The sequence below is a fragment of the Saccharopolyspora shandongensis genome (assembly GCF_900106995.1).
In the GTDB taxonomy this organism is placed as follows: domain Bacteria; phylum Actinomycetota; class Actinomycetes; order Mycobacteriales; family Pseudonocardiaceae; genus Saccharopolyspora; species Saccharopolyspora shandongensis.
The window spans coordinates 1-23,719 of record NZ_FNOK01000015.1; the positions used below are offsets into that span (position 1 = coordinate 1).

Below are 23,719 nucleotides of genomic sequence, written 5' to 3' on the forward strand. Positions count from 1 at the left end.
GTCCGGAGCCACGCCCACTGCGTGATGCTCGCCTTTCCCTACGTCCAGGCCGAGGAACACACCGAAATCGCTGCTCATCCACCGTGCCGTTCGTTTGTCTCGGGTGGTCGCCGGTCGAGCATCGAGCGCCGGCACCCACGTTACGACGAGACCTGCCCAGCAGGCGGCCGTGTCCCTATCAGCGGTCGGTCGATGCCACCAGGCCCGGTGACACCACCCCCCGGATCATGCCTACGACTGGGGGCGTCAGTCATGCCGGACCTGGCGACCACAACTCCTAGATCAGGAGCTACGAAAAAGGTAACGGGGGGCGGGGCCTGGGGGTGTGCCAGGCGGCGCACGGGTCGCACGTCGATCCGTGCCCTGCCTGGCACCAGGTCTGCTGGCTACGAATATTCGGGCAGATCGAGCCCTTCCAGGAGGAACCCGGCATCGCGGCGGGCGCTCGCAGTGTCGTCGTCCCGGTGCAGCTCCGTCGCCAATGCCCGTAGCGAGCCCCAGTGGCCGAGGTATGCGATGCCGATCAGCAGGGCGTGCCGGGCATCCACCTCGTCGTCGCCCGAAACGGCCCGGAATGCGGCCAGGATCCGTTCGTCCTCCTCGCCGGGCGGAGCCGTCACGGCGGTGACGTAGACCCCGTGGACCTTCTCGTCCCGGTCGCCGGCGCTGGCGAGGAAGTCCAGCGCCTCGTCGAGGTGCCAGGTCTGCAGCCCCCGGTGGATCGCCGCGCACGTCGCCTCGGCATCCGGGCCGTGGACGGCGAGGTAGCGCAGGTCGACGAAGGGATCTTCGAGGTAGGTGACCACCGTCCGCATGTCCGGCAAGGTCGACCACACCTGCCGGAAGGGCTCGTCGCCCTCTCGGCCGGGGCCTTCGATGTCCCAATTCCGATGCCACGCGAAGGCGCTGACGTCGGCCCGGCTGGTCTCGTTCTTCAGCGCGATCCGCGCTTCCAAAGTTCGGCCTCCGCATCGTTCGCGATCTCCGCCCGCACGCTAGTGGATCGCGGCCCCGGCGGGTCGTGGAACGGCACTCGTGCGTTCGCGAGGTGAAGTGAACGGCCTGTTTGCCTCGTCTATCGAGGCGAACAGGCCGTTCACTCCGGGGCGACCGGCGCGAGTGCGCTGATCGCTACGCCGCCGCGACCTGGTGGGCAGGTGCCGTCGTCGTGGTGGTGGGCAGCGGTCGTTCGCAGAGCAGGAGGATTCCCGCCACGACCACGACCACTCCCGTCGCCGCGTGGACGCCGAAGGCCGTCGCCGGGGCGCCGCCATGGGTGAGGACCGCGATCGCGTCGCCGAACGCGATCATTGCGTCCGCCAGTGCAACCCAGCCCAGGGCTCGTCGTTGGCGCAGCGCCAACAGGATGAAGATGGTCAGCGCGCAGGCCAGGTCGCGCACTCCCTTGATGATGAGGTAGCCCGCCGCGTCGCCCTGCGGCCAGCTGGGGAAGCCGAAGCCCTCCGCCGCTCCGTTCGGGTCGATCACGAACCTCGTTCCGAAAGAGACCACGAAGAGGGCGAGCGCGATCATCAGGCCGGTGTTGAAGCGTCGCAGCGTCATGGCTGGCTCCTGAATTTTCTATCGACGATCTGTTCTCTAGCGACGCTAGCAGTAGCTCTGCTTGATTGTCTAGCGATGCTAGAATTCGGTCATGTCCGTGAGGGAGCGCAAGGAACGGGAGCGGGCCGAACGGCACCGGCTGATCATCGAGTCGGCGCGCGAGCTCGCCGAGGCGGAGGGCTGGGAGGCCGTTACGACGCGGCGGCTGGCGGAGCGCGTCGAGTACAGCCAGCCGGTCCTGTACAGCCACTTCAACGGCAAGGACGCGATCATCGCCGCCGTCGCCATCGAGGGCATCGTCGAAATCACCACCGAATTCCGCCGGGCTCGCCAAGGCCGCCGTGCCCCCAAGGCGACGCTGCGCGCGCTGGCCGACGCCTACCTGACCTTCGCCCGGGATCGGCCCGCGCTCTACGAGGCGATGTTCGTGCGGCCCATCGACATCCCGTTCGGCACCGAGGATTCGCCCGCCGCGCTTCGGGAGGCGTTCGGCGAGCTCACCGCGGTGCTCGAACCGCTGGCCGGCGACCGCGATCTGGAAACCCTCGCCGAGGTTTTCTGGAGCGCCTTGCACGGCCAGGCCATCCTGACCCGCGGCGAACGGCTCCGCGCCAGCCACCAGAAGGCGCGTCTCGACATGCTGATCGACCAGTTCGCCTAGCAGCCGGACGTGCCTGCCGCCGGTTGGACGTACTGGGCCGGTGCGAGTGCTGATCACCGCCATCGGATCGCGCGGCGATCGAGGCCGAGCGCATCGACCTCACCGGCCTGGCCGGGAATCCGCTGCGCTGGGACCTGAAACTGACCGGGACCACCGACCCGATCGACATCGACGTGCTGCGCACCTTGCCGTCGCTGACCCGCCTCGACCTGTCGGCGGTGGACGTCGTCGCCGCCCCTGGTCATCACGGACCTCCCAGGCCCCCGGGTGCTGATCCTCAACGCGCGGCAGTGGGTCCGGCTGCGGGCTGCCGACCGACCGGCCCGCGAAGCTCGCGGCGGCGGAACGGGTCGGAACGTTGTCGCTGCGCGAGACCGCGGCGCGGTGCGAATGGCTCGCCCAGCGCCCGTTCCGGCTGGACACGTGCTCAGGGGCGGTCGAGTAGCGCCGAGTGGTTTCCGATTTTGCCTAAAATTGGGAAGTTCTGCGCTTGAAGCTCACGTCTTGGAGGAGTGATGACCGTTCTGCTCGCTCAGATCAGCGATCTGCACCTGGATGGCAGCCAGTGGGCGGCGCAGCGCGCCACCCGCGTGATGGACCACCTCCGGGCCTTGCCCCGCCCGGTGGATGCGCTGCTGGTGACCGGGGACATCGCCGATCACGGCGAGGAGGCCGAATACGAGGAGGCGGCGCGGATTCTGGCCGCTCCGTTCCCGGTGCTCATGTGCCCGGGCAACCACGACGCGCGCCCGGAGTTCCGGAAGGTGCTGCTCGGCGGGGACTCCGGCGGCGAGCCCGTCAACCAGGTCCACCACGTCGCCGGAACCGCGATCCTGATGTGCGACTCCACGATCCCGGGCCGCGACGAGGGGCGGCTCGACGCGCAGACGCTCGACTGGATCGGCACCGCGCTCGACGAACTGCCGCCCGATGTCCGGGCGCTGATCGCGTTCCACCACCCGCCGGTCGGGCTCCGCCACCCGTTCATCGACGGAATCCTGCTGGAACGGCCGGAAGAACTGGCGGCCGTGCTCGAAGCGCACCCGCAGGTCGCCGCCGTGCTGGCCGGGCATGCCCACACCGCGGCCGCCTCGACCTTCGCCGGGCGGCCGCTGCACGTCGGGCCGGCGGTCAACTGGAACCTGCGCATGGCTTGGGAAGGCGACCGCCCGGACGATCGCGACGCACCTCCCGGCATCGCCTTCCACGTGCTGGCCGACGATGCGCGCCTGACCACCCACTTCCGCGTCGTGCCCTGACCGCGACGATGACCAACGGCTAGTAATACCGGATCGCAGCATCCACTGTGGATTCCGAGTGGGGTGCGGCCGGGCGGCGCCGGGGGAGGGGGCGGTGCGCCGCCCGGCCGCGTCGGCTCGATGCCTCGGGGTCGGGGGAGGTGGCATCGAGCCGGGCCAGGTGGTCAGAGGCGTTGCAGGGCTTCCAGAACCCGGTGGTGGAGCTCGAACGACGATGGCTCGTGGATCGGTACCGTGTCCAGAGTGGAATGATCGGTGGGCTCCCGAGGCTCCCGCAGGTGATGCCTGCCGGTCGGGGCGGCGTTCCGCTTCGCTTCGGCTTCCACGTGGTCGATGAGCTGCCAGACGTTCGTCGCGCCTTCGCCCGCTCCTGCGTGCTGGGGAAGGCGCCTGCGGTAGGTGTACATCAGGGACATGCCGAGCAGCACCGAGCCGAGGCAGGACAGGGCGGTCCAGAACGGGTGCATCGCGATTCCTTTCCCAAGCAGGTGACCGACTTCTTCCAGGACTGCGGTTTTCGCGCTCAAGGACCGATACCGGCGAGCCGCCGAGCCTCGCGGTTGCACTCGGAGCAGGTGTCCCAGAACCAGGCCGGCTCGCTGTCATCGGCGGAAAGCTGCTGAAGGCACAGCGTCAGCACCTGCGTCCCGGTCGGATACGAGCAGCCACAAGGCCTTTCGGCCAAGCTCGCATGCCACTGCCCAGCAGCAGGCACCCAATGAAACGGATACATCCACGACCCCCGCCCATCAACGGTTCCGTTGGTACCAGTGGTTCTGAACCAAATTGGACAAGAGGAACCGGGTGATCCGCAATTAACCTTTCGAGGGATCTTCACCTGCGGTAATGCACCGTTAGGCTGTGGTGCATGGCTGGTACCACCCCGAAAGCGCGAGCGCTTGGTGCTGAACTACGTCGAGCGCGTGAAGAGGCGGGCTTGGGGCTGCGACAACTCGCAGCGCAGCTCGGTACCTCGCACGCGACCGTCTCCCGTTGGGAGAACGGAGCGCGTTCTCCGAAACCGGAAGATGTTGCGGCATACCTGGCCAAGGTCGATGCGTCCGCCGAGCTTCGTGCGGAGCTCGTCGAACTGGCGCGAGACCCGGACGGATCCCATTGGCTGTCCGTCGGGATGCCAGATCAGCATCGCCAGCTGGCAGCGCTTCTCGAGATCGAACGCGAAGCCACGCACATCACGACTGTCTCGCCGTTGCTGGTGCCAGGACTGCTGCAGACCGCCGACTACGCGCGGACGATCATGATTGCGGCAGAGGTACCCAATGACGAAGTTGACATGCGGGTAGCTGTGCGGCTCGGCCGACGAGAGGCAATCATCCGGAAGGATGCGGCTGAGCTCCGCGCCTTCATCGGAGAATCGGTCCTGCATCAACTCATCGGCGGCGCGGCCGTCATGGCGGAGCAACTCCGCGCGCTGTTGAAGTACAGCGACATGGAGAACGTCGACCTGCGAGTGATCCCGATGAGCAGCGGTTGGCACCCCGGCTTGGAAGGGCCGTTCTCCCTGGATCGTTTCGAAGACCGGACTCCTGTTGTGCAGCTGGAGAATCGCATCTCTGCACTGTTCCTGCACGAACCAGGCGAAGTAGCAGCCTACGAACATGCCGTGGATAAGGTTGCAGAGGAGGCGATGAGCTCGACGGAGTCCTCGGAGCTCATCACGGAAGCGCTGACGAGGATGGAGATGACGAAGTGAACTCACGGCACGACAGCACGAGCAACTGGCGCAAGTCCAGCCGCAGTGCAAACACCGACAACTGCGTCGAGGTCGGGCGCGCCGCCGTTGGTGCGGCGGTTCGGGACTCGAAGGACCGGGATGCCGGGTACTTCACGACGACCGGTCAGCAGTGGCGGTTATTCGTCGCCGCCGTCAAGGCCGGGCGGTTCCAGCGCTGAGCGCATTTGGCTCGTGAGTTGGAGGAGGTAACCGCATGAACAGGACCCCCACGGGCTGGCGAAAGTCTTCTCGCTCCCACCAGGTAAGCGCGTGTGTCGAGGTCGGGCGCATTGAAGGAAGCTGGCGGAAGTCCAGCCGATCTACCCAGCACGAGACCTGCATCGAGGTCGCGCCGACCGCCGTTGGTGCGGCGGTTCGGGACTCGAAGGACCGGGATGCCGGGTACTTCACGACGACCGGTCAGCAGTGGCGGTTATTCGTCACCGCCGTCAAGGCCGGGCGGTTCCAGCGCTGAGCGCTTGGGGCTCGTGAGTGTTTTGGAGCGCTGCAGCACTCCAAAACACTCACGAGCCCTGTCCAGCAGAGATCCCTACTTGCCGAAGCCCGCCTTGCGGAGGGCGTCGGCCATCGATCCGGACGGGGCGTCGTTGCGCTGACCGCGTCCGCCGCGTCCCTGACCGCCCTGACCGCCTTGGCCCTGACCGCCTCGGCCCTGACCGCCGCGGCCGCCGCCGCTCTGACCACGACCGCCGCCGTTGCGGCCGCCGCCGCCCTGGCCGCGTCCGCTGCCCTGGCCCCGGCCGGAGTCGCGGTCCTGGCGGCCGCCGGCGCCCGGCTCGTCGTCCAGGCGCAGCGTCAGCGAGATCCGCTTGCGCGGGATGTCCACGTCCAGGACCTTCACGCGCACGATGTCGCCCGACTTCACCACGTCGTGCGGGTCGTTGACGAAGTTCTTCGACATCGCCGACACGTGCACCAGGCCGTCCTGGTGCACTCCCACGTCCACGAACGCGCCGAACGCCGCCACGTTCGTGACCACGCCCTCCAGCGTCATGCCCGGCTTCAGGTCGGCGATCTTCTCCACGCCGTCCGCGAACGTCGCCGTCTTGAACTCCGGCCGCGGGTCGCGGCCCGGCTTGTCCAGCTCCGCCAGGATGTCCGTGACCGTCGGCAGGCCGAAGCTGTCGTCCACGAAGTCCTGCGGCCGCAACGACTTCAGCAGCTTCGCGTTGCCGATCAGCCCGGTCATCTCACCGCCGGTGCTGCCCAGGATCCGGTGCACCACCGGGTATGCCTCCGGGTGCACCGCCGAGGAGTCCAGCGGGTCGTCGCCGTCCGGGATCCGCAGGAAGCCCGCGCACTGCTCGAACGCCTTCGGCCCCAGCCGCGCCACGTCCTTGAGCGCCTTGCGGGTCCGGAACGGGCCGTTGGTGTCGCGGTGGTGGACGATGTTGTCCGCCAGGCCCTCGCTGATGCCCGACACGCGGGTCAGCAGCGGCGCCGACGCCGTGTTCACGTCCACGCCGACCGCGTTCACGCAGTCCTCGACCACCGCGTCCAGCGAACGCGACAGCTTCGTCTCCGAGATGTCGTGCTGGTACTGGCCGACGCCGATCGACTTCGGGTCGATCTTCACCAGCTCCGCCAGCGGGTCCTGCAGGCGCCGGGCGATCGACACCGCGCCGCGCAGCGACACGTCCAGCTCCGGCAGCTCCCGCGACGCGTAGGCCGACGCCGAGTACACCGACGCGCCCGCCTCCGACACCGAGATCTTGGTGAGCTTCAGGTCCGGGTTCTGGCTGATCAGGTCGGCCGCCAGCTTGTCCGTCTCGCGCGACGCCGTGCCGTTGCCGATCGCGATCAGGTCCACGTTGTGCGCCTTGGCCAACGTCGCCAGCTTCGCCAGCGCCTGGTCCCACTGCCGCTGCGGCTGGTGCGGGTAGATCGTGTCGGTCGCGACGACCTTGCCGGTGCCGTCGACGATCGCGACCTTCACACCGGTCCGGAAGCCCGGGTCCAGGCCCATGGTGGCGCGCGAACCGGCCGGTGCGGCCAGCAGCAGGTCGCGCAGGTTCGCCGCGAACACCCGGACCGCCTCGTCCTCGGCGTTCTGCCGCAGCCGCAGCCGCAGGTCCACGCTCAGCCGCGTCAGGACGCGGGTGCGCCACGCCCAGCGGACCACATCGGACAGCCACTTGTCGGCCGGGCGGCCCTGCGCGGAGATGCCGAACTGCTGCGCGATCCGCATCTCGTAGTCGGTCGGGCCCACCTGCTCCGCGCCGTCGTCCGGCTCCAGCGCCAGCTCCAGGGCTTCCTCGTTCTCGCCGCGGAACAGCGCCAGGATGCGGTGCGACGGCAGGTCCGCGAAGCCCTCGGAGAACTCGAAGTAGTCGGCGAACTTCGCGCCGTCCTCCTCCTTGCCCTCGCGCACCTTGGAGACCATCCGGCCGCGCGTCCAGACCTGTTCGCGCAGCTCGCCGATCAGGTCGGCGTCCTCGGAGAACCGCTCGACCAGGATCGAGCGCGCGCCGTCCAGCGCGGCCTGGGCGTCGGCGACGCCCTTCTCGGCGTCCACGAAACCTGCCGCGGTCTCCTGCGGGTCGTGGCTCGGGTCCGACAGCAGCCGGTCCGCCAGCGGTTCCAGGCCCGCCTCGATGGCGATCTGGGCCTTCGTGCGGCGCTTGGGTTTGTACGGCAGGTAGATGTCCTCCAGCCGCGCCTTCGAGTCCGCCGCGTTGACCTGCGCTTCCAGCTCGTCGGTCAGCTTGCCCTGCGAGCGGATCGATTCCAGCACCGTCGCGCGCCGCTCTTCGAGCTCGCGCAGGTAGCGCAACCGCTCTTCGAGCGTGCGCAGCTGGGCGTCGTCGAGGGCGCCGGTCGCTTCCTTTCGGTAGCGCGCGATGAACGGCACAGTCGCCCCGCCGTCGAGCAAGTCGACGGCGGACTGCACCTGGCGCTCGCGGACGCCGAGCTCCTCGGCGATCTTCTGATGAACAGTCGTCACGTTGCTGATTCCGCCTTCTCTGCGGTCTTCGCCAGATCCGACCGAGCATTCTGCCGGACACCGTCCGCGCGCAACGTCGGCACTCGCGTCGGCGTGTCGGAACGTCGCTCACCGAGACCGCGCGATCACCCGGGGTACACGTCTGGGTGATGGTGGCGTTTTCGCGCGAAAACGGCGCCTCGCCTCAGGGGAAACGCCGTTTTCGCGCGAAAACGGCGTCCTCCGGCGCCGGGACCTACCGCGATTCGAGCGCGCGGCGGGCCCGTCGCCTGCGGAGGGCACGCACCAGCTGGCGGGTCAGGTTGGTCAGCACCAGCGCGAGGCCCGCCCACGGCAGCACCAGCAGCGCGAGCCGGAGCACGCCGACCGCCGCCGCGGCGGCGTCGCCCGTCTGAAGCGAGGCGCCCACGGCGTCCCACTGCAGGGCCAGCGCTTGCCACACGGTGGGCAGCACGTGCGGCGCGAGGAGCAGGAAGGCGATGATCCAGTACGCCATGAACGGGATCACCAGCACGACCCACACCGTGATCACCCGGCGGACCCACGGCTTGAGCTCCTGCACGCGGGGATGCGGGCGACGGCCCGGGAGCAGGCTGCGCAGGACCGGCCCCATCCGGTCGAACAGGTCGGGCACGCCCACCAGGTCGCTCAGGATGTAGTAGCCGTCGAAGCGGACCGACGGCAGGAGCTGCCAGAAGGTGGTCGCCTGCCACGCCAGGAACGCGGCCAGCAGCCACGCCGAACCGGTCGGCGCGTAGGCGGCGATCATGACGAGCATCGCGATCACGTTGAAGTAGATGCCGCCGAGATCCGTGCGCAGCCGGCCGCCGCGGCTGAGCCGGTAGGAATCGGTGACCGTGCTGTACATCGCGGGCCACACCAGGTAGATGCCCACGCCCATCGCGCCCGGCCGCGCGCCGCCGTAGCGGCAGGCGGCGACGTGGCCGCACTCGTGGAACATCCCGGAGACGATCAGCACGCCCAGCACCAGCAGCATCTGCTCCGGCCGATTCAGCAGCTCCTTCGCGCCCGCGACGACCTGCTCGGCGCCGCCGTTGACGGCCAGCCAGACATCGGCGAAGACGAAGGCCGCGAGGACGGCGATCACCACCGGCGGCCAGAACAGCGGCCGGAAGATCCGGGCGATGACCGCCACGGTGTGCTCCGGCACCAGCGCGACGCGGAACTTCAGCGCCAGCAACCGATCCCGGCTCTTCGGGACCTTCTCCGGCGGCGCACCGGACTCCGACACGGCCACGATCCCGGCGGGCCGCAACCGGTTCTCGACGAGGAAGAACGCCTGCCCGGCGGTGAGGGTGCGCGCCGACTCGCCGCTGAGGCGCGCGGCGAGTTCCGCGAAGCTGCGGCGCCCGTCGAGCCCCGCCGCCGCCAGGTACAGCAGGTGCGAGAGCTGGAGTATCTGCCCGTCGCGGCGGCGCACCAGGTACGGCGCTTCGCGATGCCCGGAGCCCTGGTAGCGGCCGATCAGCTCGGTGCCTGCCACGAGCGCGGGCACCGGCAGGTGCGCGACGTCCTCGTCCGCCGGGTGCGACCCGGCCTGGTGCGGGGCGGCCATTGCGACTCCTGATCAGGTCCGAACGTGGCCGACGGGCGCGACATCCTCGCTGGTGGGGGAGGTCGCGCCCGCCGGTGGTGGTGCTGTCGAACGATCCGCGGCGTCAGCCCACGTTGCCGCCGCCGTTGCCGCCCATGCCGTTGCCGCCGATGCCGTTGCCGCCGATGCCGTTACCGCCGTTGCCGCCGTCACCGCCGTCGCCGCCGAGGCCACCTGCGCCGCCGGCACCGCCGTTGCCGCCGCCCTGGCCGCCACCGTTGCCGCCGCCGGTGCCGCCGTTGCCGCCGTGGATGTCACCGGTGGTGATGACGTTGGCGTCGCCGGTCACCGTTTGGGTGTGCGTGGGCGGGTCGTACGGGGCCAGGACGTCGGTGCCGCTCCAGGGGAGCCAGAACGTCGACATGACCGTGCGCGCCGGCAGGAACTCGACGCGCTGGTCGTCCAGTTCGGTAGCGCTCAGAGACCGAGTGGTCTGTGGCATCTGGTGCTCCTTCGCAATTCGAGGGGATTCACAGGGGAAAACCGGAGTTCGGTCGCCCCGCTGGAGCGCCGCTGCGGCACGATCCCGGCGCACGGGCCAGAACCTAGGAGCACCGGACGTCCGCTGCACTTTGATTCACTCCCACGGGTGCGCGCAGCTCGTCGGGGCGGGCGGTGATCTGATTCGCCGCTGTCGGCTCGGGGCGCTCATCAGGAGTCCCGGCGGGCCGCCTCTTCGGTGCCGATGTGGCCGCCGGCCCCGCCGGTGCCGCCCGTTCCGCCGGTGCCCGCGATGGCGTTGAGGCCGCCCTGGCCTTGCAGCCCGGACGTGCTGCCCATGCCGCTGCCGTCGCCGCCATCGCCACCGCTGCCGCCGTCACCGCCGGGGCCTTCAACGACGTGGACCGCGGACCGGCCACCGTTCTCGGACATGATGTTGCCGACGTTGGCGACTCCGCCGCTGCCGCCGATTCCGCCGGCCCCACCGTCGCCCTCAACGTCGACGCCCTCGCGGGAGCTGGTGGCGCTCGGCTGGCCGTCGCCGCCCTTGCCGCCGACACCGCCCCGGCCACCCTTGCCGCCCTGCACGGTGATGTCGTCGTCGCCGGTGCTGACGATCGTGCCGGTGGGACCGTTGCCGACACCGCCAGGTCCGTTGGCGTCAAAGGCGCCACCGCCGCCGTTGCCTCCGACACCGCCGTTGCCGCTGCGCGTCTCCGCGGTGCCGGGCCCGCCGCGGCCGCCGGTGCCGCCGTCGCCGTTGTTCCCGCCGGTGATGGTGATCGTGTTGCTGCCCTCGCCGGGGTTGATGCGGCCGAGGTTGCCGATGCCGCCTTGGCCGCCGTTGCCACCCGCGCCACCGCGCGCGTCGGCCGGGTTGGTGCTGCCTGGGCCGCCGTTGCCGCCTTCACCACCGTTGCCGCCGTTGCCGCCGGTGATGGTGATCGTGTCGTCGCCCTGCCCGGCGTTGATCACGCCGGTCTCCGCCACGGCAGGACCGCCGGCGCCGCCGGGACCGCCCGTGCCTGCGCTGCCGCCCGCTCGCGCGCTGGTCCTCGCGTCGGCGCCGTTCTGGCCTGCGTCCCCGCCGTTGCCGCCGCCGTTCTTGCCGCCGTCGGAGCCGTCGATGTCGCGATCGCTGCGGGCCTCGCCGAGGTAGCCGTTGCCGCCCTTGCCGCCGTTGCCGCCGCGGCGGCCGGTGATGATGATCGTGTCGTCGCCACCGCCGGCGTTGATGGTGCCCACCAGTGCCCCGGTGAGCACGATCCGGTCGTTGCCCTCGGTGCCGTCGACCGTCATCCCGGCCGGGATTCCTCGGCTGCAGAAGATGTTCACCCCGGAACCGTTGTCGGCCCGGGTGCAGGAGGGGGCGGCGGCGTCGGCCGGCTGGACCGCGATGAGGCTGAACGCCGCGGCGAGCACGGCGGCGCCGGGCAGCGGCCATCGCGTTCCGGGCTTGAAGGCGCTCGGAACCTCGGCGGGAACGGCCCGACGTGGACGGTTACTCATCGACGCAACTCCTAACCGGGTGTGATCATGGCTGGGTCAAACGGTCGCAGAGTTCGGGGTGAAAGAACTACTGACTCGCTGAATTCGAAAGGGTGATTTCGAGTTGCGCGAGATCCGTTCTCGTGCCGTCGGTGGTTCGGCGCGCGCATATCTGATCTTGGTGCGAGCGGTGATCTTCGCTTCGCGCGGAATGCGAACAATTTCGTTCCGGCGGGTTTGTGCAACCGGATTTCGCCCGACGAGATCGGCCGCCGGATATTACGCGACGCGGTGTTTTCGGATTTTGATTTCGGCGGAAGGCGGCAAACGGGAGTGCGGCGGCATTGTCCGATGAAAAGGATCTCGACTCGCTTCCATTTGATATTGCCCGGAGATCGCAGCCGGTGTTGGTGCAGGTGGTTGGGTATGTTCATGGATATTGGTCGGGGTTTTACGGCATGGTTGTCCGGGCTGGCGGAGGTTTTCGGGCTGCGGGGCATTGTGGCTGCCCATACCCTCCGTGCTGATGCCGACTAATCTGGGGCATTGGAACGGGGATCTGGGGGGTTGGACCTTGTTCGGGCATCGATCTCCACTGGATTCCGAGCCCTTTCCGAACCGAGGAGGGTCAGGTGTTCGACAAAGATGAAGTGTTGAGCTCGGAGGAGCTCGGAGAGCAGCGCGTGGAGTTCCTGCCCGCGCGCACGGTCATGTCCGCGTTCGCGCCCACCGGCGGACCCATCGTGATCAACGGCGGCGATGGCGGCGATGGCGGCGGTACCGGTGGCGGTACCGGCGGCGGCGATGGCGGCGATGGCGGCGACGGCGCACCCGACAACGGTGCCGGCGGCATCGGCGGTCCGGGTGGTCCCGGCGGTCCCGGCATCGGCGGCAACGGCTGGGGCGGTGGCGGCATCGGCGGCATGGGTGGCGGCAACGTGTGGTGGTGATCAGCCCCCGGCTGCATCGGCGGGTCCGCGCAGTTCTCGCGGGCCCGCCGCTTGCCGCCTGATCCCGTGCGGTGATCCGGTTTGAGTACGGTACGCGGATGGCTAAGTCGCGGACACCGGGCGGCCCATCGATGGACAGCGAGCAGACCGCGCGCTCCCTGGAACGAGCGGCGCTGGAACTGCTGGCCCGGGACGGCGTGCTCAAGGGGCTCAACCTGCGCGAGGTCGCCGATCACGCCGGCGTGAACCGGGCGCTGGTGTACCACTACTTCGGCTCGCGGCGCGACCTGCTGCGCGCGGCGCTGCGGCACAACGTGCGGCAGCGGATCATGAGCGTGCGGATGCAGGACGAGCCGCTGGGTTTCGGCGACCGGATGAAGCACGCGCTGCGCGGCTGCATCCGGTACGTGTCGATGTACCGGCTGGTCGCGCTGCTGGTACTGGACGGCGACTCGACGCTGCGGTTGATGCCCGACCTGCCGCGCACCCAGCAGCGGTTGAAGCAGGACCAGGCCGAGGGCGCCCTGGATCCGGAGATCGATCCGGTGGCGCTGCACGCGATGATGGTTTCGCTGTCGCTGGGGTACCCGATGGCACGCACGCAGCTGGCCAAGGAGTTCGGCCTCGGCGTGCGCGAACTGGACGAGCGGATGTTCGCGCTCGCCGAGCGGCTAGGCCCCGAGAAGCCCTGAACTACCTGTTCAGGATGTTCGATTGGTTCGTGAAAGAGGTTGCTGCTGGGGAGAAATCTGGCTCCGCAGGATTGACGAAACGTTAAACACGCGCTTCCCTCTGTGGGTCGGTGCGGCCTCGCCGTTGAGGCCGCCGCCGCGAGGAGGCGAGTCGATTGGCTGTTCCCCAGACCACCGAGTTGGCCGGCAGTGGCACGAGTCAGACGCAGCCCGGGAGCGTGCGGGCCTGGCTGGTCGTGGCGATGGTCGTCGCCCTGATGGTGATCAACTTCGGCGACAAGGCGGTGCTCGGGCTCGCGGCCGGGCCGATCATGCGGGAGCTCGGGCTCAGCGCCGCCGAGTACGGCGCCGTGGCCAGCAGCTTCTACCTGTTGTTCAGCGTGTCCGCGGTGCTGGTCGGATTCCTGTCGAACCGGGTCAAGACCACCTGGATCCTGGGCACCCTGGCGGTGCTGTGGTCGCTGACCTCGGTGCCGCTGCTGCTCGCGGCCAGCGCATCGACCCTGTACCTCAGCCGGATCGCGCTCGGCGCGGCCGAAGGACCGACCGCGCCGATGGTCGTGCACGCCGTGCAGAAGTGGTTCCCGGAGGACCGCCGGTCGGTGCCGACGGCGCTGACGCAGATGGGCGGCGCGCTGGGCCTGGTCATCGCGGCGCCGACGCTGGTCTACCTGATCACCAACCACGGCTGGCGCGCGGCGTTCGTCGCGTTGGCGCTGGCCGGCGTGGTGTGGGTGGTGCTGTGGGCGTTCATCGGCCGCGAAGGGCCGCTGACCACCTACGACGCCGGGCAGCACGGCGTCGTGCAGGCGGGCGGCGAGCCGGACGTGCCGTACCGGAAGCTGTTCTTCAACGGGACCTTCCTCGGCGGCCTGCTGGCCGGCGTCGGCGCGTACTGGGCGCTGGCGATGAACACCGCCTGGCTGCCGATGTACCTGGAGAAGGCGCTCGGGTACGAGCCGCACCAGATCGGCGTCGTCGTGGTGATCCCGAACGTGCTGAACGCGCTGGCGATCCTGGTCGTCCCGTGGCTCTCCGGGCGCTGGATGCGGCGCGGTGCCACCGGCCGGGTGGCCCGCGGTGTCGTCGCCGGGCTGACCGTCGCCTTCGCGGGCGGCTGCATGCTGATCCTGCCGCACGCCGGCGGCGCCGCCGCTTTGGTGCTGATGACGCTGGCGTTCGGGCTGCCGAGCGTGGCGTTCCCGCTGGGCTATCTGACCGCCGCGCAGATCGCGCCGGTCCGCAAGCGCGGGGCGGTGATCGCGTCGAAGACGGCGCTGGTGACCTTGGCCGGGGTGTTCGCGCCTGCCGTGACCGGCGCGCTCGTCCAGGCCGCCGGTTCGGGCGGGGCGGGATTCCAGACCGCGTTCGGCCTGTGCGCCGGGCTGATGATCGTCGGCGGGCTGCTCGCGGCGCTGGTCGTGAACCCCGAGCGCGACGCCCGCCGCCTCGGCCTGCTACCGGCCGGAGCCGACCGCCCGTGAGCGGTTCTGCGCGGCGACTTCGCGCGAAATCGCCACCGCGCCAAGACGACCTCTGCCGAGCAAGGAAGCACGCACGAGCCGGAGCGCTGAGTTCGCGAGGAGGCAGCATGCCGCTGGAGTCGTTGCTCTTCCCCAAGGCGATCGGCGTGCGCTACGTCGACACCGCCGTCGCGGGCGAGGACCTACCGCCCGCCGATCGGTATGTCGTGAAGATCGACTCGCCGGATGCGCCGCACCGCGCTCGCCTCGGCCTGGTCAAGCTGGGCGTTGCGGCGGCGGACGTCGTCGAGACCTGCGCGGAACTGCTTGCCAGGGCAGGAGAACTGGAACTCACCGGGGCACGCGCGGTGATCCAGCCGCAGCTCGCGCACCAGGGCGAGATCGCCGTCGGGGCGGTGCGCGATCCGCCCTACGGGCCCGCACTGCTGATCGGGCCCGGCGGCTCGCGCGTCCCGGGGCGATCGCGCGAGCCCTCGCCGACGCGCCCCGCAGCTGTCCACAGTGGAGTTCGCTGCGGTGCCGGCCCGGCTCGGCGAGCTCGTCGTGGGGGTACCGGCGCTCGCCGAACTCGACATCAACCCGCTGCTGCTGACGGCCGACGGCGCGCCCGTCGCCGTCGACTCGCTCATCGTCGTATCGGAGGAAGCAAGACCGACACCGCCGAACACAACCCGCTCGACAAGCGCCGGCCGACCCAGGTCGTCGCCCCGGGGATCTACCAGCTGGGATTGCAGGGCAACAGCTTCATCGTCGAAACCGAGCAGGGGCTGCTGGTGGTCGACACCGGGCCGAGCCCCGACCTAGTGCCGGACGCGCTCGCCGACCTGCGGCAGCACACCGACGCCCCGATCCGCTGGATCGTCTACAGCCACGGGCACATGGGCTACAACTACGGCGTGCCGGGGTTCCTCGCCGACGCCGAACGCCGCGGCGACCCGCGGCCGACGATCATCGCGCACGAGAACGTGGTCCGCCGCTACCGCCGGTACGCCGAGACGGGCGGCCTGCAGGCCCACCTCAACTCGATGCAGTTCCGCCGCGCCAAGGCGGCCTTCCCGGCGGTGCCCCCGCAGACGTTCCCGGACCAGACCTACGCCGAGTCGCTGACGCTCGGCACCACCGGCCGCGTGGTGCAGCTCCTCTGGGCGCCGTCGGAGACCGACGACGTGACGGCGGTGTGGCTGCCGCAGGAACGCATCCTCTACGGCAGCGCGGCGGTGATCGAATCCCTCCCGAACATCGGCACGCCGCTGCGCACCCTCCGCGACCCCGTGCGCTGGGCCGACACCCTCGACCGGTTCGCCGCGCTGGACCCCGCCGTGGTGGTGCCGGAGTGGGGCAAGCCGCGGCGCGAGCAGGTCAGGGAGATGCTCACCGGGACCGCGCGGGCCCTGCGCTGGCTGCGCGCCGAAGTGGTGGCGCGGCTGAACAAGGGCATGGTCGTCGGCGAGATCCTGCACGACCTCGACTACCCGGCGGAGCTGTTCGACGAGCCGTGGATGGCCGAGACCTACGGGCACCGCGACTTCGTGGTCTGCGACATCGTGCGCGCCGAGACCGGTTGGTGGGACTTCAACCCGACCAACCTGCACCCGTCCCACCCCGACGTCGCCGCGGCGGCCGTCGCGGGCGCGATCGCGGACCAGGCGGCGGTGCTGGCCCGGGCCCGCGAGCTGCGCGACGCGGGGGAGGTGCAGCAGGCGCTGCACGTGATCGACCTGCTCGCGCTGGCGCCAGGGGACGAGCCGGAGATCGTCGAGGCCCGCGAGCTGAAGGCGGAGCTGTGCGAGCTGCGCGCGAAGCAGGCGTCGAGCTACGTGTCGCGGAGCCTGTACCGGGTCTAGCGCACGGCTGGCCACGGCGTCGTGAGTGTTCTGGGTCGCTCTGACGGCCCAAAACGCGCACGAACGTAGCTCCGAGCACCGGTGCCGTGGCCACAAGGCCACCGGCATCCCCACCTGCAACGGCTGTCCCTCGCGTTGTCGACCCCGAGGCGCGGGGCTTGTGAGCTGAGCCGCTAAGCTGCCGCCGCTCAACGCTGCGCGGTCACAAATCGTGACGGATCAAGCATCGGACGTAGCCTGATGGGGTTAATCTAGGTACTCGGGCACGTACAAACCGCGATGCATGCACACGCTCCGTGCTGGAGTGTGGTGACTCGTGAACCCCGAATCCTCCGACCAACCAAGATCCCCCGAAAACAACGATCACGCCTCCACCCCGAACGAGGCGACTGACCGCGGGTTGCGTTCCGCTGCGCTGCGTGCCGACCAGGCCCTGCGCACGGCAGTGGATCGCGTGCGGCCGGCGGCGCACCGCGTCGGCGAGTGGCTCGCCCCGCTGATCCAGCGCGTCCTGCAGTGGCTCGCACCGCTGCTGCAGCGAATTCAGGAAGCACCCGTGGTGCGGCGTCTCCGGGAGAGGGTTGCGCCGCACGTCGAGAAGCTCCCCGAGTCCGTCCGGCGGGCGCCGCGGACCCGGTCCATGCAGGTGGGCGCCGCCGTCGCCGCGGTCGGCGTGGTGGGCCTCGTGATCGGCAGCGCGACCTCCGGCCCGACCCAGGCCGAGGTCCACGAAGCCGCGATGGAAGCCCCGATCCAGCAGCCGCAGGCGCAGATCGCTCCCGAGCAGGCCGCCCAGGCTCCCCAGGCCGCGCCCGCCCCGCAGGCACAGCCCGCCCCGCAGGCGCAGCCCGCCCCGCAGGCACAGCCCGCCCCGCAGGCGCAGCCGGCCCCGGAGGCCCCGCTGGGCCCGCCGGTCGAGGGCATCGACGTGTCCAACCACAACGGCGACATCGACTGGCGCCAGGTCGCGGCCGACGGCAAGAAGTTCACCTTCGTGCTGGCCACCGACGGCACCAGCTTCACCAACCCGCGCTACAGCGAGCAGTACCACGGCGCCAAGGATGCCGGCCTGATCGCGGGCGCCTACCACTTCGCGCGGCCGGGCTCCTCTTCGGCCGAGGTGCAGGCCGAGCGGTTCCTGAACACCGCCGACTACCAGTCCGACGGCAAGACCCTGCCGCCCGTGCTGGACCTGGAAGTGGACCCGAACTCCGGCGGCTGCTACGGCCTGTCCGTCTCCGACATGCACCTGTGGACCAAGACCTTCAACGACAAGGTCAAGGAGCGCACCGGCAAGGAGCCGATCATCTACGCCAACCCGTCGTTCTGGCGGCAGTGCATGGGCGGCACCGACACCTTCGACGGCCACCCGCTGTGGCTGGCCTCCTACGAAGTGGACAGCCCGGCCGTTCCCGGCGGCTTCTCCGACTGGGACTTCTGGCAGTACACCGACAAGGGCAGCGTCGCCGGCATCGGCGGCAACACCGACCTGAACCAGTACCAGCAGGGCTTCGAGCGGCTCAAGCAGCTGGCACGCTGACCCCCGGCGTTCGCCGGAGTTTCGACGGGAGCGGGCCGTCCGCGCAAGCGGGCGGCCCGCTCCTTTTCGCGCGCCCGGCACGGCGACGTGGCCTCGAGTGAACGGCCTGTTCGTCTCGCCTATTGAGGTGAACGGGCCGTTCGCTCGTCGCCGGTCGTGCGTGCTGGTGTTGGGCGGTTGAGGTGAACGGACCGTTTGTCTCGTCTATCGGGGTGAACGGGCCGTTCGCTTCGGGCGGCCGGCGCCCCGAGTCCTGTTTGGACGGAAGTGCGGCGTAGTGGGACGCATGAGCCCGGCCTCGGGTTGCTACCGCGATGGGTGATCTTCGTCGTGCCCCGGATGGAGGGGATTCGCCCGAAGCCCCGGGGGCCGGACCGATATCCTCGCCGCGATCGATGATCACCTGATCGGAGGCACGGCATGTCACTCTGGGAACAGCGGGTCACCCGGGCTCGGCAGCTGTGGATCAGCGGTGATCGAGCCGCTGCCGAGCACGAACTGCGAACCGTGCTCGGCGACGGCGACTTCGACGGCGCCGTGCACGCGGCGTGCCTGCTCGGCGGCCTGCTCGATGAGCGCGACGACGCCGCCGGGGCCCGCGCGATGTACCAGCGGGCGCTGGACTCCGGGCACCCGATCTACGCCCAGACGGCCGCGATCTCGCTGGGTCTGCTGCTCTTCGACGCCGACGACCTGACCGCCGCCCAGGCGGTGCTGCACTTCGCCGCCGACGGCGCCGACCCGGACGCGGCTGGGCGCGCCAACGCCCTGCTGGCGCAGGTGCTGCACATGCTCGGCGACACCGAAGGCGCGCGCGAGGCCCGCGACAGCGCCCTGAACTGCGGCGATCCCGCCGTGGTCGAGCTCGCTCAGGGGCTGGACCTGCCGGGCCCCGGCGAGCGGTCCGCCGACGAGTACCTCCAGGTCGCCTACGAGCAGGCGTGCCGGCTGCTGGACCAGGGCCGGGACCACGACGCCGAGCCGATCCTGCTGCGGCTGCTGGACAGCGGGCACCCGAAGTACGGATCGCTGGGCGCGGCGAAGCTGTACGCGCTGCACGTCGATGACTCCGCGACGGCGCGCCGGATGGCCGAGCGGATGATCGCCTACCGCCATCCCGAGCACCTCGGCTGGGGCTACGTGCTGCTCGGCGGCGTGCTGGAGGACGTGGCCGACCTGCCCGGTGCGGCCGACGCGTTCCGGCAGGCCGCCGACGACCCGCGCCCCGACGTGCGGCTGCACGCGCTGATCCACCTGGGCATGGTGCACCGCGAACTCGGCCGGGCCGACCAGGCCCGCGAGACCTACCAGCGGGTGATCAACACCCGCCACCCGCGCTACTCGACCGAGGCGCTCGGCGTGCTCGCCGAGCTGCAGCGCGACGAGGGCGACATCGCCGGCGCCGTCGAGACGTTCGGCAAGGTGGCCGATTCCGGGCATCCGGAGAAGGGGCCGCTCGCCGCGTACAACATGGGCGTCCTGCTCTACGAGCACGGCGACCAGGCGGCCGCCGCCGAGGCGTTCCGGAAGGCCGCCGACGCCGAGGACCCGCACGTCGCGCACCAGGCCGAGCTGGCACTGTCCATGATGGACGTGATCGACGCGCAGGAAGCCCCGGAAGGCGGCGACGCCAAGCAACTCGCGCAGCACGCCCGAGAGGCGGCTGCGGCGGGCGACGTCGCCGCCGCGCGAGCCGCGTACCAGCAGGTCATCGAGATGGACGTGCGCATCTGGTCGGTGATGGCGGCCAACTCGCTCGGCCTGGTGGAGGCGACCGCGGGCGAGCCCGACCGGGCCCGGCGGGCGCTGCGCTGGGCCGCGACTTCCGACGAGGGATCGCTGGCGCAGGACGGCGCGTTCCGCCACGCGCTGCTCGACGAACCGGCCGCGCAGCCGGTGCTGCAAGCACTTCTGAAGTTCGAGCACGGCGACGGCAGCACGATCGACGCGCTCATCGTCGGCGCGGAGCCGGAAGCCCGCGACCTGGCGGCGGTGATCAAGGCCGAGCACGTGATGACCACCGATGTGCCGAGAGCGGTGGAGATGCTCACCGGGCTCGCCGAATCGCCGAACCGGCTGGTCTGGACGAAGGCCGGTCACCTGCTGGCCCGCTGGCTGATGCGGGAGCAGCGGCTGGAGGACGGGCTGCGGATGCTGCACCGGGTCGTCGGCGAAGGACATCCCGCGCTGCGGCCGTGGGCGGCGTCCGAGCTCGGCGATCTGCTGCTGGACCAGGGAGATCTCGAAGGCACCATCGCGGCGTTCGAGACCGCGGCGGCCACCGGGCACCCCATCGTGCTGGGCGAGGTGTTCGGGAAGCTCGCACTGTTGTACCGCACCTGGGACCGGCACGACGAGCTGCTGGACCTCTACCGCCGCACCGCGGCCGGCGGCCACCCCGAGTTCGGCCCGCGGGCGGCGTTCCTGCTCGGCGAGGAGCTCGTCGAGGCCGACGACCTGGAGTCGGCGCTGGAGCTGTTCACCAAGGCGGCCGACTCCACCTCCGCCGCCGCGCCGGTCGCGGCCTTCGGCATGCACGCCATCCGGCTGGAGCTGGATGCCGCGCGGGCGAGCTTCCTCGCGCTGACCGACGACGAGAAGCCGCACTACACGGCCACGCAGCTCTGCCTGAACCTGGCGCACCGGTACCAGGGCCGGGGCGTCGCCGAGTTCACCGACTGGGCGTTGCGGCTGGTGGTCGAGGCCGGCCACCCGGAACGGGTCCAGCAGGGCTGGCTCTTCCTCGGCGCACTGCGCAACGAGAGCGGCGACATCGACGGCGCGATCGAGGCGTGGGAGCACGCGGCACGGAGCACGGACGACGACGAAGCAGCGGTCGCGAAGTGCAGCCTGGCGGATCTGCTGCAGGACAGGGGAGAACTCGACCGCGCCGATGCACTGCTGGACGAGGTCGCCGCGGGCGACACCGCCAGCGTCGTGAACGCCGCCCTGAAGCTGGGCGCCTTCCGCTTCGGGCGGGACGACACCGACGGCGCGATGGAGGCGTTTCGCCGCGCGGAGTCGGTGGGCACCCGCGTCGAAGCAGCTCACGCCACCGCCAGCATCGCTGTTCTGCTTTCCCGGCGCGGAGAAATCGAGCGCGCGCGGGAAACCTTCGAGCGCGTGATCGCCTCGGGCGTGCCCGACGTGCAGGCCCAGGCCGCGCTGGACTTGGGCAACATGCTCCGGGACAACGGCGACGAGGCGGGCGCGAAGGACGCCTACGAGCGGGCGCTGGAGTTCGGCGATCCCGACGTCACGCCGTACGTGTACCAGCAGATGGGCGTCGAAACCGCGGAGCAGCGGGGATTCCGGCTGATCCAGGACGGCGACGTCGAGGGCGCCCGGGCGGCGATCCGCGAGCACTTCGGCTCGGCGCGCGTCGCCGACTACTGGTGCGCGTCCTGGACCGACCCGGCGGCCGCGGCGTCGATCCTGTCCGGCGCCTTCGGCGACGATCTGCAGACCTGCTCCGAGCTCGGACTGGACTTCGGCCGGGCGCTGGCGAACAACGACGCCCCGGCGGCCCGGGAGTTCTTCCGGATGGTCGTGGACCACGGGCATCCCGAACTGGTGCCGAAGGCGCAGATCGCGCTCGGGGAACTCGCCGAAGGCGAGCGGGAGCACGCGATGGCGCTGGCCTGGTACCGCCGCGCGAGCTCCGCCGACGAACCGGAGTCCACCGCGAAGGCCGGTGTGCTGCTGGCCCAGCTGCTGACCCGGCTGCACGATCAGGAAGGCGCGAAATCCGCGTGCCGGCACGCGATCGCCGCGGGCTCCGGCATCTGGGCGGTGGACGCGGGCGTGCTGCTCGGCCACCTGCACCTCGTCGCCGGCGAGGTCGCCGAGGCGCGCGAGATCTGGGACCGGACCGAGGAAGCTGCCGAAACCCCCGAGCAGTTCGGGACCGTGCTGCACCACCGCATCGAGCAGCTCGGCGAGACGAGCGACGAGGCGTTAGAGCTGCTGCGCCGGGCCGCGGATTCGGCCGATCCGAAGACGGCGATCATCGCGATGGGCCTGCTCGGCGAGCGCGCCGAAGACCTGGCCGAGGCCATCCGCTGGTTCGGTGCGGCCGCCGAGCTCGGGGTGCCCGGGCATTCCGACGCCGTGCGCGGACGGCTCGGCGAACTGCTGCTGTCGCAGGGAGACCGGGACGCGGCGCGGATCCAGTTCGAGCGGGTCAGCCGCAGCGACGAGCCCGATGTCGCGGCGCGCGGCGAGTTCGGGCTGGGCCTGATCCGCTACGAATCGGACGATCTCGCCGGTGCCGTAGCCGCTTTCGTCAAGACCGCGTCCTACACCTCCGACGACGACATGGCCGAGGACGCGCTGAACAACGTCCGCGTCGTGCTCGACGGGCAGCGCGCCGCGGGCGATCACCTCGGCGCCGCGAACACCCTGCGCCGGCTCGCCGAAGTGGTGACCGAATCCCACGTCGCGGAGTGGGCGCACGAGACGGGCGTGGAGTTCCTGGAGGCCGGGGACCACGACGCCGCGCTGATCTACCTGCGGTGCGCGGTGGAGATCGGAGCTCCGGATCCCGCGCCGGAGGCGGTGCTGGGGCTGGGCGAGGCGCTGCAGCTGCGCGGCGATTCGGCGGGCGCGCGGCAGGCCTACGAGCGGGTGCTCGCCACCGGCGACGAAAACCGCGCCGCGATCGCGAAATACCGGCTGGTCGAGCTGCTGAAGGACGACGACCCGGCCGCCGCCGAGGAACTCATGCAGAGCCAGGACGGCGTCCTGGCTCCGGCGATGAAGGCGATGCTCGGGCTCAAGCGGCGCGAGGAGGGCGACACGGCCGGGGCGATCGAGGCGTTCCGCGAAGCGGCGGGCAGCGCCGACGACCGGTTCTCGCCGATGGCCACCTACGCGCTGGCGCAATCCCTGCGCCAGGACGGCGATCTCGACCAGGCCCGGCAGACCTACCTGCGGCTGATCGAGTCCGCGCCGGAGGACCGCTACGCCGGGGAAGCGCTGCTGGAGCTGGCGTCGATGGCCTTCCACGTCGAGGATTACGCGGAGGCCCACGACTGGAGCCTCCGGGCGTGGGAATCCGACGACGCGGAGCTGTCCGCGAAGGCGGCGATGAACCTCGGGGTGATCGCCAAGCGCCGCCGCGACATCGCCGCCGCGGCGCCGTGGTTCCAGGCGCTGATCGACCTGGCACATCCCAACGCCGCGCTCGCCGCCGCCCACCTCGCGGAAATGCACTACTGGCGCGAAGACCACGCCGAGGCGGCCCGGCACTACGAGTACACGCTGGCGAACACCGAAGACCCGGAACTCATCGCGGAGGCCGCCTACCGGGTCGGTGAGATCCGCTACCGGCGCGGGGAAGTCCAGCAGGCGCGCGAACTCCTGAACCGGGCGGTGCGCACCGAGGACCCGTCCTTCGCGCACCAGGCGACGAAGCTCCTGGCCGAGCTGGGCGCGTAGCGGACTCGTGAGCGTTTTGGTCCGCCATGGCGGACCAAAACGC

19 protein-coding genes are annotated in these 23,719 nt (G+C 70.5%); 11 read left to right on the top strand and 8 right to left on the bottom strand.

All coding sequences use genetic code 11. From position 1 onward, the window contains the following. Positions 1-386 precede the first annotated feature (386 nt). On the bottom strand, positions 387-956 hold the full coding sequence (locus BLW84_RS17620; RefSeq protein WP_093266662.1) for a hypothetical protein: 570 nt from the start codon (positions 954-956) through the stop codon (positions 387-389). 175 nt (positions 957-1,131) lie between these two features. After that, positions 1,132-1,563 carry a DUF4267 domain-containing protein gene (locus BLW84_RS17625; RefSeq protein WP_093266664.1) on the bottom strand — a complete coding sequence of 144 codons (432 nt, stop codon included), beginning with the start codon at positions 1,561-1,563 and terminating at the stop codon, positions 1,132-1,134. A 91-nt stretch (positions 1,564-1,654) separates the two neighbouring features. Here BLW84_RS17625 and BLW84_RS17630 point away from each other — a divergent pair, with 91 nt between their 5' ends. Next, positions 1,655-2,224, top strand: coding sequence for a TetR/AcrR family transcriptional regulator (locus BLW84_RS17630; protein ID WP_093266665.1), 570 nt, complete (start codon positions 1,655-1,657; stop codon positions 2,222-2,224). Positions 2,225-2,277: 53 nt separating this feature from the next. Here BLW84_RS17630 and BLW84_RS17635 read toward each other — a convergent pair whose 3' ends face one another. Beyond that, entirely contained in the window at positions 2,278-2,469 is a 192-nt protein-coding gene (locus tag BLW84_RS17635; RefSeq protein WP_093266666.1) for a hypothetical protein, read from the bottom strand. 270 nt (positions 2,470-2,739) lie between these two features. Between BLW84_RS17635 and BLW84_RS17640 the strand changes: the two genes are divergently transcribed. Then, positions 2,740-3,483 carry a metallophosphoesterase gene (locus BLW84_RS17640; protein WP_093266667.1) on the top strand — a complete coding sequence of 248 codons (744 nt, stop codon included), beginning with the start codon at positions 2,740-2,742 and terminating at the stop codon, positions 3,481-3,483. A gap of 164 nt (positions 3,484-3,647) precedes the next feature. Here BLW84_RS17640 and BLW84_RS47505 read toward each other — a convergent pair whose 3' ends face one another. Further along, entirely contained in the window at positions 3,648-3,950 is a 303-nt protein-coding gene (locus BLW84_RS47505) for a hypothetical protein (RefSeq protein ID WP_177226527.1), read from the bottom strand. 401 nt (positions 3,951-4,351) lie between these two features. On the opposite strand from BLW84_RS47505, the gene BLW84_RS17655 reads away from it, so the two are divergent. Genes BLW84_RS17655 through BLW84_RS17665 form a run of 3 tightly spaced genes read left to right on the top strand, consistent with a single transcriptional unit; the run spans position 4,352 to position 5,693 of the window. Beyond that, on the top strand, positions 4,352-5,197 hold the full coding sequence (locus BLW84_RS17655) for a helix-turn-helix domain-containing protein (RefSeq protein ID WP_093266670.1): 846 nt from the start codon (positions 4,352-4,354) through the stop codon (positions 5,195-5,197). Further along, positions 5,194-5,397 (top strand): DUF397 domain-containing protein, encoded by a 204-nt coding sequence (locus BLW84_RS17660; RefSeq protein ID WP_093266671.1) that lies wholly within the window; start codon positions 5,194-5,196, stop codon positions 5,395-5,397. Before BLW84_RS17655 ends, BLW84_RS17660 begins: the two co-directional genes overlap by 4 nt. 35 nt (positions 5,398-5,432) lie before the next feature. Next, a complete protein-coding gene (locus BLW84_RS17665; RefSeq protein ID WP_093266673.1) occupies positions 5,433-5,693 on the top strand; it encodes a DUF397 domain-containing protein in 261 nt (86 codons plus the stop codon). 75 nt (positions 5,694-5,768) lie between these two features. Here BLW84_RS17665 and BLW84_RS17670 read toward each other — a convergent pair whose 3' ends face one another. The 4 genes from BLW84_RS17670 to BLW84_RS49905 all read right to left on the bottom strand — a co-directional run bounded on the left by BLW84_RS17670 (position 5,769) and on the right by BLW84_RS49905 (position 11,748). Next, complete coding sequence (locus BLW84_RS17670) at positions 5,769-8,183, bottom strand: Tex family protein (RefSeq protein WP_093266674.1); 2,415 nt, start codon at positions 8,181-8,183, stop codon at positions 5,769-5,771. A 235-nt stretch (positions 8,184-8,418) separates the two neighbouring features. Next, positions 8,419-9,759: a hypothetical protein gene (locus BLW84_RS17675; protein ID WP_093266676.1), complete on the bottom strand. Its 1,341-nt coding sequence runs from the start codon at positions 9,757-9,759 to the stop codon at positions 8,419-8,421. A gap of 103 nt (positions 9,760-9,862) precedes the next feature. Then, entirely contained in the window at positions 9,863-10,240 is a 378-nt protein-coding gene (locus tag BLW84_RS17680; RefSeq protein WP_177226528.1) for a hypothetical protein, read from the bottom strand. Between the two features lie 209 nt (positions 10,241-10,449). After that, positions 10,450-11,748: a hypothetical protein gene (locus BLW84_RS49905; protein WP_177226529.1), complete on the bottom strand. Its 1,299-nt coding sequence runs from the start codon at positions 11,746-11,748 to the stop codon at positions 10,450-10,452. A 611-nt stretch (positions 11,749-12,359) separates the two neighbouring features. On the opposite strand from BLW84_RS49905, the gene BLW84_RS17690 reads away from it, so the two are divergent. From BLW84_RS17690 to BLW84_RS17715, 6 genes are all read left to right on the top strand, one after another. Next, positions 12,360-12,677 carry a hypothetical protein gene (locus BLW84_RS17690; protein ID WP_245761214.1) on the top strand — a complete coding sequence of 106 codons (318 nt, stop codon included), beginning with the start codon at positions 12,360-12,362 and terminating at the stop codon, positions 12,675-12,677. A 98-nt stretch (positions 12,678-12,775) separates the two neighbouring features. Further along, a complete protein-coding gene (locus BLW84_RS17695) occupies positions 12,776-13,369 on the top strand; it encodes a TetR/AcrR family transcriptional regulator (protein WP_093266677.1) in 594 nt (197 codons plus the stop codon). 155 nt (positions 13,370-13,524) lie between these two features. Further along, positions 13,525-14,853, top strand: a complete 1,329-nt coding sequence (locus BLW84_RS17700; protein WP_143060987.1) for an MFS transporter — start codon at positions 13,525-13,527, stop codon at positions 14,851-14,853. 107 nt (positions 14,854-14,960) lie between these two features. After that, positions 14,961-16,697, top strand: a complete 1,737-nt coding sequence (locus BLW84_RS17705) for an alkyl sulfatase dimerization domain-containing protein (RefSeq protein ID WP_093266680.1) — start codon at positions 14,961-14,963, stop codon at positions 16,695-16,697. A gap of 400 nt (positions 16,698-17,097) precedes the next feature. After that, the gene (locus BLW84_RS17710; protein ID WP_245761215.1) at positions 17,098-18,237 is read left to right on the top strand and encodes a lysozyme; all 1,140 of its coding nucleotides are present in this window, start codon (positions 17,098-17,100) and stop codon (positions 18,235-18,237) included. Between the two features lie 420 nt (positions 18,238-18,657). Continuing rightward, on the top strand, positions 18,658-23,676 hold the full coding sequence (locus tag BLW84_RS17715; protein ID WP_093266683.1) for a tetratricopeptide repeat protein: 5,019 nt from the start codon (positions 18,658-18,660) through the stop codon (positions 23,674-23,676). The last annotated feature ends 43 nt before the right edge of the window (positions 23,677-23,719 follow it).